Annotated in this window: 13 protein-coding genes; 7 read left to right on the top strand and 6 right to left on the bottom strand. The window is 65.4% G+C overall.

Annotated elements, in window-relative coordinates; all coding sequences use genetic code 11:
* A complete protein-coding gene (gene ribBA / locus CK620_RS06635; protein WP_095543041.1) occupies positions 1-1,122 on the bottom strand; it encodes a bifunctional 3,4-dihydroxy-2-butanone-4-phosphate synthase/GTP cyclohydrolase II in 1,122 nt (373 codons plus the stop codon).
* 233 nt (positions 1,123-1,355) lie between these two features.
* Between ribBA and CK620_RS06630 the strand changes: the two genes are divergently transcribed.
* The 6 genes from CK620_RS06630 to tatC all read left to right on the top strand — a co-directional run bounded on the left by CK620_RS06630 (position 1,356) and on the right by tatC (position 5,275).
* Positions 1,356-1,769 (top strand): DUF4870 family protein, encoded by a 414-nt coding sequence (locus CK620_RS06630; protein ID WP_095549662.1) that lies wholly within the window; start codon positions 1,356-1,358, stop codon positions 1,767-1,769.
* A 31-nt stretch (positions 1,770-1,800) separates the two neighbouring features.
* Complete coding sequence (locus tag CK620_RS06625; RefSeq protein WP_095549661.1) at positions 1,801-2,844, top strand: patatin-like phospholipase family protein; 1,044 nt, start codon at positions 1,801-1,803, stop codon at positions 2,842-2,844.
* 49 nt (positions 2,845-2,893) lie between these two features.
* A complete protein-coding gene (locus CK620_RS06620; RefSeq protein WP_095549660.1) occupies positions 2,894-3,274 on the top strand; it encodes a histidine triad nucleotide-binding protein in 381 nt (126 codons plus the stop codon).
* A 228-nt stretch (positions 3,275-3,502) separates the two neighbouring features.
* Positions 3,503-3,754, top strand: a complete 252-nt coding sequence (gene tatA, locus CK620_RS06615; protein WP_095549896.1) for a Sec-independent protein translocase subunit TatA — start codon at positions 3,503-3,505, stop codon at positions 3,752-3,754.
* Between the two features lie 95 nt (positions 3,755-3,849).
* Positions 3,850-4,428 (top strand): Sec-independent protein translocase protein TatB, encoded by a 579-nt coding sequence (gene tatB, locus CK620_RS06610; protein WP_095549659.1) that lies wholly within the window; start codon positions 3,850-3,852, stop codon positions 4,426-4,428.
* A gap of 70 nt (positions 4,429-4,498) precedes the next feature.
* A complete protein-coding gene (gene tatC / locus CK620_RS06605; protein ID WP_095549658.1) occupies positions 4,499-5,275 on the top strand; it encodes a twin-arginine translocase subunit TatC in 777 nt (258 codons plus the stop codon).
* A gap of 49 nt (positions 5,276-5,324) precedes the next feature.
* On the opposite strand, the gene CK620_RS06600 is transcribed toward tatC, so the two are convergent.
* The 3 genes from CK620_RS06600 to CK620_RS14040 form a co-directional block, all read right to left on the bottom strand.
* Entirely contained in the window at positions 5,325-6,500 is a 1,176-nt protein-coding gene (locus tag CK620_RS06600; protein WP_095549657.1) for a trypsin-like peptidase domain-containing protein, read from the bottom strand.
* 725 nt (positions 6,501-7,225) lie between these two features.
* Entirely contained in the window at positions 7,226-7,720 is a 495-nt protein-coding gene (locus tag CK620_RS06595; protein WP_095549656.1) for a hypothetical protein, read from the bottom strand.
* 62 nt (positions 7,721-7,782) lie between these two features.
* On the bottom strand, positions 7,783-9,288 hold the full coding sequence (locus tag CK620_RS14040) for a hypothetical protein (protein ID WP_179290594.1): 1,506 nt from the start codon (positions 9,286-9,288) through the stop codon (positions 7,783-7,785).
* A 14-nt stretch (positions 9,289-9,302) separates the two neighbouring features.
* Here CK620_RS14040 and CK620_RS14395 point away from each other — a divergent pair, with 14 nt between their 5' ends.
* Complete coding sequence (locus tag CK620_RS14395) at positions 9,303-9,518, top strand: hypothetical protein (RefSeq protein ID WP_179290593.1); 216 nt, start codon at positions 9,303-9,305, stop codon at positions 9,516-9,518.
* Positions 9,519-10,168: 650 nt separating this feature from the next.
* Here the strand turns inward: CK620_RS14395 and CK620_RS06585 are convergent.
* On the bottom strand, positions 10,169-10,420 hold the full coding sequence (locus CK620_RS06585; protein ID WP_095549655.1) for a hypothetical protein: 252 nt from the start codon (positions 10,418-10,420) through the stop codon (positions 10,169-10,171).
* A gap of 50 nt (positions 10,421-10,470) precedes the next feature.
* Complete coding sequence (gene thiC, locus CK620_RS06580; protein ID WP_095549654.1) at positions 10,471-12,360, bottom strand: phosphomethylpyrimidine synthase ThiC; 1,890 nt, start codon at positions 12,358-12,360, stop codon at positions 10,471-10,473.
* Between the last annotated feature and the right edge of the window lie 81 nt (positions 12,361-12,441).

Here is a 12,441-nt window from a genome sequence, read left to right as displayed (position 1 = left end):
TCAGTCCTTGTTGATGAATCCGGTGATTTCGAGTTTGTAGCCTGCGGCGATGCTGGGCAGGCGCCGTGGCTGGCCCATCAGGCGCATGCGGCCCACGCCCAGGTGGCGCAGGATTTGCGCGCCGATGCCGTAGGTGCGCAAGTCCATGCGGCCGCGCGCCGGGGCATGGCTGGGTTGGGCGCGGCCCTCGAGCTGATCGAGCAGCTGCGCGCCGCTTTCGCCACAGTTGAGCAGCACCATCGCGCCCTTGCCCTGCGCCTGGATGTAGCGCAGGCTGGCGTCCAGGCTCCAGGAGTGCAGGCCGCGCTGGGCGTCGAGCACATCCAGCACGGACAGCGGCTCGTGCACGCGCACGGCGATTTCCTCCTGCTCATCCCAGCTGCCCTTGACCAGCGCCAGGTGCAGCGCGCGATCCAGCCGGTCTTGGTAGGCGTGGACGGTGAATTCGCCCCAGTGCGTCACCAGCGGTCGCGAGCTGACACGCTCGATCAGCGATTCGTTGCTGCTGCGGTATTGGATCAGGTCCGCGATGGTGCCGATCTTCAGTCCGTGCTCGGCGGCAAAGACTTGCAGGTCGGGCAGGCGCGCCATGGTGCCGTCGTCCTTCATGATTTCGCAGATCACGCTGGCGGGCATCAAGCCGGCCAGCCGCGCCAGATCACAACCTGCCTCGGTGTGGCCAGCGCGCACCAGCACGCCGCCGTCAACGGCTTGCACCGGGAAGATGTGGCCGGGTTGCACCAGATCACTGGCCTGGGCATTGGGTGCCACGGCCACGGCGATGGTGCGGGCGCGGTCGGCAGCGGAGATGCCGGTGGTCACGCCCTCGGCCGCCTCGATCGAGACGGTGAAGGCAGTGTCGAACTGCGTGCCATTGCGCTTGGCCATGGGCGGCAGGTTCAGCAGTGCGCAGCGCTCGCGCGTGAGCGTCAGGCACACCAGGCCGCGCGCATGGCGGGCCATGAAGTTGATGGCCTCAGCGCTGACGTGCTCGGCGGCCAGCACCAGGTCGCCTTCGTTTTCGCGGTCTTCCTCGTCGATCAGCACCACCATCTTGCCGGCGCGGATGTCGGCGATGATGTCCTCGATGGGGGAAATGGGGGCAGGGGCGGCACTGGGCATGGCAAAAGAACGGCTGGCTGGCTGGCGCCGCTGCGCAGGGGCGCTGCGGCTAAGGCAAGGCTTGCACAAGCCGCAGCGCACGCTTTGGCTGCTGCAATTGTGCAGGCCTTGCCCAGGGAGGGCGGAAAAAAGCCCCCGATTGTATCGGCAGCAGGCGCGGCGGCTGGGATGCGGCACAATAGCCAGCCGCGAGGCGTAGAGAGCGCCTTGCGTTTTGTTTTCAGGAGCCGGGCATGCAGAACGCCAATGACAATGAAGTGATCGAGGTGCAGGCGCGCCAGCTGGACGCCAAGGAGCTCAGTGATCTCAAGCTGTTGGGCTGGATCAGCTATGGCATGCACCTGGTGGTGGCCATTTGCGCCGTGCTGCCGGGGCTGCAGCCCAGCCTGCTGTTGCTGCTGCTGGCGCTGATTCTGGATGTGGTCAAGAGCCCGGATGCCAGGGGCAGCTGGCAGCAAAGCCACTTCGAGTGGCGCATCCGCAGCGTGGGCTGGTCGCTGTTCTGGTATGTGCTGACTTGGCCGCTGTTCCTGCTGCTCTACATCCCGGGCCTGGTGGCGTGGTTCTTCGTCTCGCTGTGGTTTTTGGTGCGCATCGTGCGCGGCATGGTGGCCATGAACCAGAACCGGGCCATTACCACTGCCTGAGTGCAGGCTAATTTTTCACGGACGCTGCGCCATGACGCCTGTGCCCAAAAAAGACCGATCCATCAAAGTGTTCAACCTGGCCTTGCAGGGCGGAGGCTCGCACGGGGCTTTTACCTGGGGCGTGCTCGATGCGCTGCTGGAAGCGGGCAATTGCCGCTTCGACGGTATCAGCGGCACCAGCGCCGGGGCCATGAATGCCACTGTGCTGGCCGCAGGCTTTGCCCAGGCCGCCGAGCTGGGCCTGACCGATGCCCGCGAGGCCCATGCGCGCGGCTGCGAGCTGGCGCGTCAGACGCTGCGCACTTTCTGGGAAGCCGTGGGCACGATGGGGGTATTTCTCAATGCCTCGCCGTCGAGCATGGCCGCGCAGTGGATGCCCTGGCTCAAGCCGTTGATGGTGTCACCCCTCTCGCCAGCGCAGACCAACCCAATGGACATCAATCCGCTGCGTACGCTGCTGCGCCGGCTGATTGATTTCGAGGCCATTCAGCGTCATCAAGGCCAAGGCCTGGTGCCACAGTTGTTCATTGGCGCAACCAATGTGCGCACGGGGCGTAGCAAGGTATTCGAAGGCGAGCAAGTCAGCCTGGATGCGTTGATGGCCTCGGCCTGTTTGCCGCAGTTGTTCAACGCCGTGGAAATCGATGGTGAGCATTACTGGGATGGCGGCTACTCGGGCAACCCGGCCATTTACCCGCTGATCTACCATGCCCAGGCCGACGACGTGCTGCTGGTGCAAATCAACCCCATCGAAACCAACGCCGTGCCGCGCACCATGACTGAGATTCAAGAGCGCGTTAACGAGGTTACCTTCAATGCCAGCCTGCTGGCTGAGCTGCGCGCCATTGAGTTTGTGCGACGCTTGCTGGAAGAAGGCCGACTTGAGCCTGGCCGCTACAAGGCCATGCGCATGCACCGCATTGATGGCGGCTCGCTGCTCGAGCCCTTTGGCAGTGATAGCAAGCTGCGTGCCGACATCCGCTTTCTGCAAGACTTGTTCTCCCTGGGCCGAACGGCCGCTCAGCAGTGGCTGCAAACGCACTATGCCGATGTTGGCGTGCGCGCCACTTTGTGAACACGCTCTAGCGCTCTAGGTTACTCATCACTCCATCAGAACCGTGCCCATGACTTCCTCCCCCGATGCCCACCAGAGCCACGCGCCGGACTGCATCTTCTGCAAGATCGCGGCCGGGCAAATCCCTGCGAAGAAGCTGTACGAGGACGAAGACCTCGTCGCCTTCGACGACATCAACCCGGCTGCGCCGGTGCACTTTCTCATCATCCCCAAGCGCCACCTGCCATCGCTGGCCCACGCCAGCCCGGCTGATGCCCCGCTGCTGGGCAAAATACTGGCCAAGGCGCCAGAGCTGGCCTTGCAGCGCGGCTGCAATCCTTACCCCCAAGGGGGCTTTCGCGTGGTCATCAACACCGGCGAGGAAGGCGGGCAAGAGGTGCACCACTTGCACGTGCACGTCATGGGCGGGCCGCGCCCCTGGCGCAAGTAAGAGCCTGCAGGGCGCAGCTTTGCGCAGCGGCTGCGATCTTCCCTGAAGCGTGCACACACGCAGCCACATGGCGACGCCATGCCCCGTGGCGGCAATGGTCCTGGCATGGCGGCATACAATGGCCGGCTGTGCCGTGGTGAGGGCAAAGCAGTGGCCTGGCACAGCGGTGGCAGGCGCAGCAGCGCCCCCGCCGTGTACGCATGAACCTCATGAATGAAAGGAAACGACATGGGCAGTTTTTCCATTTGGCATTGGCTGGTGGTGTTGCTGGTGGTAGTGCTGGTGTTTGGCACCAAGAAGCTGCGCAATATCGGCAGTGACCTGGGTGGGGCCGTCAAGGGCTTCAAGGAAGGCATGCGTGAGGGCGGGCAGGATGCGCCCGCCAATGGCACGGTCGCAGGCGCCCAGCAGGTGAAGGACCAGAGCCAGCACCCGGTGGCCCGCGAGACCATCGAGGTCTCGGCCAAGGAAAAAAGCTGAAGCACCGGCCTGCCGCATGGCCATGCGCGCGCCATGGGCCTTGAAGCCCAAGGGCGTTGTGCAGTGTGCTGTTGCGGCGACCATGACGGCACTGCATGTTTGATCTGGGTATTTCCAAAATGGTGATGATCGGCGTGGTCGCGCTGATCGTGATCGGGCCTGAGCGCCTGCCGCGCGTGGCTCGTACAGTGGGCGCCTTGCTGGGCAAGGCGCAGCGCTACGTCAACGAGGTCAAGCGCGAGGTCAATCAGGCCATGGAGCTTGATGAGCTGCGCAAGGTCAAAACCAGTGTCGAAGAGGCTGCACGCGATCTGGAGCACTCGGTGCGTACGCACGCCAGCGACTTCCAGAAAGAAGTCGACACCATCTCGCAGGACTTGCACGATCTGCAATCCTGGGAGGAGGGCTCGATGCAGCAGAGCGATGCCGCCATGCCAGCGCCCGACGATGGGCTGGAGGATGCCAGCAAACGCGCCTTTGTCACGGCCGTAGCGCCCGTGTCGGTGCCTGTGGCGCGCAAGAACTGGCGCTTGCGCCGCCAGGCCGTGCCGCAGTGGTACAAGGCGCGCCAGCAGGTGCGCCGCCGCCTGCGCTCCAGCGCCGCGCGCGGCCATGCCGGCTCGGCGGGTCAGGCCGGTGGCGGCAAATCCTCCCATAGTGTGCACAGGCCCTAGTTTCCCCTGACCGATAGAGCCGCCCGCAGGCCATGCGCCATGGCCATGCGGCGGCGGCGTCTCTTCCCCCATGGCTTCCCCATCCCACGACCACGACGAACTCGCAGGCACCGAGCAGCCCTTTGTCCAGCACTTGATGGAGCTGCGCAACCGCCTGATCTACTGCATCCTGGGCTTGGCGGGCGCCATTGCCGTGCTGATGGCCTGGCCCGGCCCCAGCGCGCTGATCGACTTGATTGCCATGCCCATTCGGGCACACATGCCGCCCGATGCCAAGCTCATTGCCGTTGGGGTGCTGACCCCGTTTCTGGTGCCGCTGAAGGTGCTGTTCATGACGGCGGTGCTGGTGACCCTGCCCTGGCTGGTCTATCAGGCCTGGGCGTTCGTGGCTCCTGGCCTTTATAGCCATGAAAAGCGTTTTGCACTGCCGCTGATCTTGATGGGCAGTGTTCTGGCCTACGTGGGCATTGCCTTCGTGCAGCTGTTCGTGCTGGACAAAATGTTTGGCTTCATTCAGCGCTTCTCGCCCGAAAGTGTGGCCGCCACGCCCGACGTGGCCTCCTACGTCAGCGTCATTCTCTCGCTCTACATTGCCTTTGCGCTGGCCTTTCAGGTGCCCATCGTCGTTTTGCTGCTGGTGCGTTTTGAGCTGGTGACCGTGGCCAAGCTGCGCTCTTTCCGGGGCTATTTCGCGGTATTGGCCTTCGTGATCGCCGCCATCGTCACGCCGCCGGATGTGCTGTCGCAGATCACCTTGGCCGTGCCCATGTGCCTGCTGTATGAGGTTGGTATCTGGGCATCGCGCTGGTTCGTGAGGCCCAGTGCGGATCCGGGCGAGCAGGGCTGAGTCAGCCGGCCCGCCCCATTGATGCGCGCGCCGTGCGTTTGAGCCGCGTTCAGCGGCGGCGCTGCCGGCCGGTGGTGGCCGGGCGCTCGCTGGGGGTGACGCTGATGCGCTGCGATTGTCCGCCGCGCTCCACCGTGAGGTGCGTGGGCACCTGGGGCTGGAGCATGGCCACGCTGGCCAGCAGCTGCGGCACGCCGTGTACCGGCTGATCGCCCACGGCGGTGATGACATCGCCTGGGCGGATGCCCGCTTGTGCCGCAGGGCTGTGCTGCAGCACGCCCGTGACGATGACGCCACTGGTGCTGCGCGCGCCCGTGGCCTGGGCCAGCTCCGGCGTCAGCGGGTCAGAGACCAGGCCCAGCCAGCCGCGCACCACGCGCCCGTTGCGCAGCACGCTGTCGAGCACGAACTGCGCCGAATCGGTCGGGATGGCAAAGCCAATGCCCATATTGCCGCCCGACTTGGAGAAGATCACCGTGTTGATGCCCACCAGCTCGCCAGCAGTGTTGACCAGCGCCCCGCCGGAGTTACCGGGGTTGATGGCCGCATCGGTCTGAATGAAGTTTTCGAAGATGTTGAGCCCCAGGTGGTTGCGGCCCAGGGCGCTGATGATGCCGCTGGTGACGGTCTGCCCCACACCGAACGGATTGCCAATGGCCAGCACCGTGTCGCCAATGGCCATGGCGTTGACATCGCCCATGCGGATGGCGGGCAGGCCGCTGGCCTGGATTTTGAGCACTGCCAGGTCGGAGTCGGGGTCGCTGCCGATGACCTTGGCGCTGAACTCGCGGCCATCGTGCAGCGTGACGGAAATCGTGTCTGCCCCCTCGACCACATGGTGGTTGGTGAGCAAATGGCCATCGGCGCTGACGATCACGCCGCTGCCCAACCCGCTGCGCGAACTATTGGGCACCTCGCCGAAAAAGTACCGGAAGAACGGATCGTTGGCGTAGGGATGGCGCACCGTGGTGCGGGTGTCGATGCTGACCACCGAAGGCGCAGCGCGCTCGGCCGCCTGGCGCAGGCTGCCCGTTGGGGCTGGGCTAGGGGCAGGCGCCTGCCCCAATGCTCCGCTGGGCGCGGGTGGAACCCGCGTGCCCTGAACGGCTGCTGGCGCAGTGGCCGGCGCATCGGCCAGCCATTGCGGCCTGAGCGTGGCAACGATGAAATAACCGGCCAGCATGACCGTGACGGTTTGCGAGAAGAAAAGCCAATAGCGACGCATGGGGGAATGATGGATGCAATGCCTGTGGGGCGGGCTTGAAAACAGGCCGCAGCATAGCGCGATCCGCTGCGCTGCCGGGTCGTGGCAGGCAAAGCCCCCGGTGGGTTTTGAACAGGTTCTGGCCCTGTCCTCAAAATCTACGCGCCGCGCTCATCCTCAGGATCGGGCGGCCTGCTGCGTTTTGCGCCTTGCAGCCCATCCCAAACCGCTTCTTGCCCACTCACGCCGAGATTTTGAACAGGCTCTGAGAAAGGAGCAGCGCATGTTTCGTTCATGGCATCCCTGTTTGCTGGCCCTTGGCTTGGCCATGGCCGCCTGCAGCAGCCCAGGGCCGGGCGCTTCGCCCCCGGCTGCTGGTGCTGCGGTGGTAGTGGCGTCGCCCGCATCGCCGCAGCACCCCATCCAGGGGCCTTGCGCACACGCCTGCACCGAGCAGTACGCCCCCGTTTGCGCCAGCATCGAACACAACGGGCGCCGTTACCGGCAGACCTACAGCAATGCCTGCTGGGTCTGCGTGCCGCAAGGCCGCGTCCTGGCCATAGAGCCAGGCCCCTGCGGCCCAGGGGCTGCAGCGCCAGTGAGCGCCGCAGCGCCAAGGAGAGCCATGCCATCCTGTTCAGGCTTTCTGTGCCGGGGGGCGGGGTATTGTGGATACGGATGGGAGCCTGCTGCCTTGCTGGCCAAGCTGGATCGCTGCGTTCGGGGGTAATCGGCACCGCAGATGTTTACGGTTCGGCGCTATCGCTGTCGCTTGCAGGTTTGTTTCTTCGCCGGGCGTGCGTGGATGAGTCAGGTGTATCTGGGAAATCTCGAACGGGCTTGAACACCACGGCGAAGAGGATGATGCTGATGAACGCCAACATCATCCAATCCACGGGCCGGCTTGACCACGCGCCTCGCCATACGCCGTTTTGATAGGCCAGCCCAAAAATCACGGGATACCAAAACAGCACGGCCCAGCGCAAGCAGGCCCACCCCCACAGCACGGCAAGGGCAATCCACATCAGCAGCACGCCACCGCCGATATAAGGCCAGGTCAGACCACGCCGCCCCCCTTCATCAGCGGGTATCAACGCGCATCCCGTACAACCAGTGCCCAGTGGAAAGACGCTGTAGCCGACGGTAGTGACCATGCCACACACGAAGATCACCATGACGAATCGACGCGCCTGACTCGGCAGCCAGTGCCATCGCTGACGCAGCGTGCCCAGGACGTTCATGGCGTTCTCACTTCTTCGGTCTTACCCCTGCCGCCTAAAGAGGAGGCTCGGCGCCGAGATTCTCAGCGGATGAAGCCCCAAAGGTTGCGCTGGCCGTTTTCCGTGCCCTGGCCATTGGCGTCGGTGGGCAGCTCGCTGTAGTTCGTCCAGTAGATGGCGGCTGCGCCGCCGTTGTTGTTCAGCGCGGCCTGCACGTCATACACCAGCGTGGGGCCCAGCAGGTTGTGGCTGCCGGTCAGCGCCCGGTCGCCGCTGCTGACGAGGCTGTGGGTGGCCGCGGTGTAGTGGCGCCACAAACCATCTTCCCTCAGGTACAGCACGTCGCCGCGTCGGTTGATGGTGCGGCGGTCGAGGCTGGACAGCCGCGTGGCGCTGCACAGCGGCTGTGGCAGATCCTTGCGGTTGATGGCGCCGTCGGGTGTGCGCACGTACACGCCGCAGGTCTGGCTGGGCTCCAGGGCGTAGCGAATGAAGTCGTAGGCCAGCACTTCGCCCGCGTTGGTGATGCCCAGCAGGTAGAGGGCGTCGCGGTGGAAGCTGCTGCGGATGTCGGAGTCGGTTTTGCCATGGATTTGCTGCCGGACCTGACTGGCCTGCCAGGGCTGGCCAGCGGCGGGGGAGACGGCCAGGTGGCGGTCGAAGCGGTACACCGGGCCGTCCGAGACGGACTGCGCCCAGTCCACCGCCGCCAGGCCGCGGTGCACGCGCACGCGGCCCAGCAGGGCGCTGGCGGAGGGGCCCGCCGTATCGATGCGCTGCGCCACTCCAAAGCCTGCGCTGAGCGTGCCGCGCGCCACTACGACCTGACTGTGCTTGCTGTCGCGCGGCACGGTGCCGGCCCAGACCATGTTGCCGTTGTTGTCCAGGTCAAAGCTGGCGCGCACGTTGAAGGTCTCTCTGCTGTGCTCGGCAAAGATGTGGCGCCGCCAGACGGGGGCGCTGGCCAGGCGCCAGCTCACGGCGGTGTGCGCCACGGTGGGGTCAATCAGGGGCGGGGTGCCGCGGCGCTGCATCCAGTAGGTGTGCATGATGGCCACGTTGCCGGCGTTGTCCACGCGCAGCTGCACGGGGTCGGTCAAGTAGGCGGCCCGGATATCGGCCTTGAGCGGCAGGTCGGTCACCACCTGCGGCGCGCTCCAGGTGCTGGTGGCGGGGTCGTATTGCGACAGGTACAGGTAGTAGCACCGGTTGGGCGCCTTGTCGTAGGCCGTGGCGCTGCACACATCGCTGCTGGCCCAGGCCACGGCGGCATGGCCATTGGCGGGCGACATGGCCACGCGGGTATAGGCGGCGCGCTCGTGAATGTGCACTTCGTGCGTGGGCAGGGTGCTGCTGCCCAGGATTTGAGAAGGGTCCCAGCTGACCTGGCCTGTTGCATCCACCTTGCCGCGCACGATGTGGATGGCCGATTGCGCCTCGCCTGCAACGGGCGTCTGGCCGCGCAGCGGCAGCGGCTTGACTGCCAGCATCAGGGCGTTGTTGTCGTTGTCCACCGCCACGCCGATCCCGCCAGGCCGCACGGGGCGCGCCCGCAGGTTATCGCCCAGGACCTCGCCCGGGGCATACATCTGGCTGGCGCGCCATGGGTTGGCCGCAGGCGTTGGTGCCGGAGCGGGCGTTGGTGCTGGTGCTGGTGCTGGTGCTGGTGCTGGTGCTGGTGCTGGTGCTGGTGCTGGTGCTGGTGCGGGCGTTGGAGCTGGAGCCGGCGTTGGAGCTGGAGCCGGTGCAGGTGGCGTCGGCGCTGGCGCCGGAGTGGGCGCTGGTGTCGGGGCAGGGGTTGGCGCAGGAGCAGGCGTAGGCGCTGGGGCAGGTGTTGGCGTCGGCCCTGGAGTGGGGACTGGCGCCGGGGTTGGAGCAGGCGCTGGGGCGGGAGTGGGCGCTGGCGTTTGCTCATCGCCTCCGCCGCCGCCACAAGCCGTCATCGCCGCAGAGGCGAACAGCGCCGCCAAGGCATGCAAGCGCCGGTGGCTGGCGTGCCAGGAAGCCTGTCGGGTGGATGGTTGGCTTGCCTGGGTCTCGCCCAATGGTGCAACAGGAGCTGTATTCATCAATCACTCCCTCAAAAATCAAAAAAAGCGGCGTCCAGCCGGAAGCGCCCATTATCAGCGCCGGCAGTGCGCACATCCCCTGGGGATTACTCTGAGAGCCTGTTCAAAGTCTCTGCACGGCTGGCAAGAAAGTGGATTTGGGCGGTCTGCTGCGCCCGCAAAGCCTCGCCATAGCCCCAGCTATGGCTGCGTTTTATGGCTGTGTTTTATGGCTGTGTTTTGCGCCTTGCAGCCCATCCCAAACCACTTTTTGCCCGCTCGCGCCGAGACTTTGAACAGGCTCTGACGCCACGGCACTGACCTTGCCTGCACGGCTCTGGGCGGCACGCCGTGTGCAGAGGCAAGGTTTCGCCTTGGCAAGCTAAGCTGTTCTGACTTGTTGCGTGATGGGCGCTTGCATTCACCGGGCATCGACCCAGACCACTTCGCCAGGGTAGTGCTCGGCCACGGTGTCCAGCGCGGCGGCCAGCTGGCCTGGGTGGCGCGGGTCGATGTCGTGGCCGAAGACGGTCAAATCCAGCCCCTGCGCGCGCCAGGCTTGGATTTCGCCTGCCGTGAGCACGCTGGCGCCAACCCACACCGGATGCGCTCCGGTGTCGATCAGGGCGCGCAGCGATTCAAAGCCCTGGCGGGTGGTGGCGAGGATGACCATGCGGGTGCGGCTTTGTCAGTAGGTTCGATCAAGGCCCGACCAAGACCCGCTCAAGCCTTCTGGATCGGGATATAGACCTCCCCACCGCCGGCGGCGAATTCTTTGGATTTTTCATCCATGCCGGCCTTGAGCGCCTCTTGCTCGCTCAAGCCCTTGGCGGCGGCGAAGTCGCGCACTTCCTGCGTGATCTTCATGGAGCAGAACTTGGGGCCGCACATGCTGCAAAAGTGCGCGGTCTTGCTGCTGTCCTTGGGCAGGGTTTCGTCGTGGAAGTCGCGCGCGGTGTCCGGGTCCAGGCCGAGGTTGAACTGGTCTTCCCAGCGGAATTCGAAGCGCGCCTTGCTGATGGCGTCGTCGCGCGCGCGGGCGGCCGGGTGGCCCTTGGCCACGTCGGCGGCGTGGGCGGCGATCTTGTAGGCGATGATGCCTTGCTTCACATCATCGCGGTCGGGCAGGCCCAGGTGCTCCTTGGGCGTGACGTAGCACAGCATGGCCGTGCCCATCCAGCCGATCATGGCCGCGCCTATTGCCGAGGCGATGTGGTCGTAGCCGGGGGCGATGTCGATGGTCAGCGGGCCCAGGGTGTAGAACGGCGCTTCGTGGCAGTGCTTGAGCTGCTCGGTCATGTTCTCCTGGATCATGTGCATGGGCACGTGGCCGGGGCCTTCGATCATGGTTTGCACGTCGTGCTTCCAGGCGATTTGCGTCAGCTCGCCCAGGGTGCGCAGCTCGGCAAACTGGGCTTCGTCATTGGCATCGGACGCGCAGCCGGGGCGCAGGCCGTCGCCCAGGCTGAAGCTCACGTCATACGCCTTCATGATTTCGCAGATTTCCTCGAAGTGGGTGTAGAGGAAGCTCTCCTTGTGATGCGCGATGCACCACTTGGCCATGATGGAGCCGCCGCGGCTGACGATGCCCGTCACCCGATTGGCGGTGAGGTGGATGAAGGGCAGGCGCACGCCAGCGTGGATGGTGAAGTAGTCCACGCCCTGCTCGGCCTGCTCGATCAGCGTGTCGCGGAAGATTTCCCAGGTCAGGTCTTCGGCGATGCCGCCCACTTTTTCCAGCGCCTGGTAAATGGGCACGGTGCCGATGGGCACGGGGCTGTTGCGGATGATCCAGTCGCGCGTGGTGTGGATGTTCTTGCCGGTGGACAGATCCATCACCGTGTCGCCGCCCCAGCGGATGGACCAGACGAGCTTTTCCACCTCCTCCTCGATGCTGCTGGTCACAGCCGAGTTGCCGATGTTGGCGTTGATCTTCACGCGGAAGTTGCGGCCGATGATCATCGGCTCGATCTCCGGGTGGTTGATGTTGGCTGGGATGATGGCGCGCCCGCGCGCCACTTCGTCGCGCACGAATTCGGGCGTGATGACGTCGGGGATCACCGCGCCCATCGGGTTGCCCCGGCGGCGCGCCTCGCGCGTGGCATCGCCCAGGTGCTCGCGTAGCCACTCCATGCGGCCGTTTTCGCGCAGGGCGATGTATTCCATCTCGGGCGTGATGATGCCTTGGCGCGCGTAGTGCATTTGCGTGACGTTGGCTCCAGCCTTGGCGCGGCGCGGCTGGCGTTGCAGGCCGGCCGCTTCCTGCCGCAGTTGGACGATGCGCTCGGCATCGCGCCCTTCGTGCTTGCCGCCATCGTCCAGGATGTGGGCCAGGCGGCCGGCGTAGGTTTCGGTGTCGCCGCGTTCCTCGATCCACGCCTGGCGCAGCGCGGGCAGGCCACGGCGCACATCGATTTGCGCCTGCGGGTCGGTATAGGGGCCGCTGGTGTCGTACACGCTGGCCTGCGCGCCGTTGGTGAGCTGGATGTCGCGCACGGGCACGCGGATGTCCGCGCGCGAGCCTTGCAGATAGGCTTTGCTGGAGGCGGGCAGCGGCTCGCGCGTGAGCGCCAGCAGTTGCTTGAGGGAAGAGAGTTTTTCAGGTGCGTTCATGGGGCCTCGCAATCAGGGGGGAAAGTCGCTTTTTCACCCCGGAGGCCCGGCCCACTGCGGTCGCCAGGCCCAGGAAGCTGT

Source organism: Vandammella animalimorsus (assembly GCF_002285285.1).
Classification (GTDB): Bacteria; Pseudomonadota; Gammaproteobacteria; order Burkholderiales; family Burkholderiaceae_C; genus Lampropedia; species Lampropedia animalimorsus.
Note: the sequence above shows the minus strand (reverse complement) of the source record. Positions and strands in the feature narration are given on the sequence as shown.

Coding starts and splice junctions, on each gene's coding strand:
- tatA (WP_095549896.1), top strand. CDS start 3,503: ATGGGCAGTTTTTCCATTTGGCATTGGCTGGTGGTGTTGCTGGTGGTA.
- ribBA (WP_095543041.1), bottom strand. CDS start 1,122: ATGCCCAGTGCCGCCCCTGCCCCCATTTCCCCCATCGAGGACATCATC.
- CK620_RS06630 (WP_095549662.1), top strand. CDS start 1,356: ATGCAGAACGCCAATGACAATGAAGTGATCGAGGTGCAGGCGCGCCAG.
- thiC (WP_095549654.1), bottom strand. CDS start 12,360: ATGAACGCACCTGAAAAACTCTCTTCCCTCAAGCAACTGCTGGCGCTC.
- CK620_RS06625 (WP_095549661.1), top strand. CDS start 1,801: ATGACGCCTGTGCCCAAAAAAGACCGATCCATCAAAGTGTTCAACCTG.
- tatC (WP_095549658.1), top strand. CDS start 4,499: ATGGCTTCCCCATCCCACGACCACGACGAACTCGCAGGCACCGAGCAG.
- CK620_RS06600 (WP_095549657.1), bottom strand. CDS start 6,500: ATGCGTCGCTATTGGCTTTTCTTCTCGCAAACCGTCACGGTCATGCTG.
- tatB (WP_095549659.1), top strand. CDS start 3,850: ATGTTTGATCTGGGTATTTCCAAAATGGTGATGATCGGCGTGGTCGCG.
- CK620_RS14395 (WP_179290593.1), top strand. CDS start 9,303: ATGGGTTGGCCGCAGGCGTTGGTGCCGGAGCGGGCGTTGGTGCTGGTG.
- CK620_RS14040 (WP_179290594.1), bottom strand. CDS start 9,288: ATGTATGCCCCGGGCGAGGTCCTGGGCGATAACCTGCGGGCGCGCCCC.
- CK620_RS06620 (WP_095549660.1), top strand. CDS start 2,894: ATGACTTCCTCCCCCGATGCCCACCAGAGCCACGCGCCGGACTGCATC.
- CK620_RS06595 (WP_095549656.1), bottom strand. CDS start 7,720: ATGAACGTCCTGGGCACGCTGCGTCAGCGATGGCACTGGCTGCCGAGT.
- CK620_RS06585 (WP_095549655.1), bottom strand. CDS start 10,420: ATGGTCATCCTCGCCACCACCCGCCAGGGCTTTGAATCGCTGCGCGCC.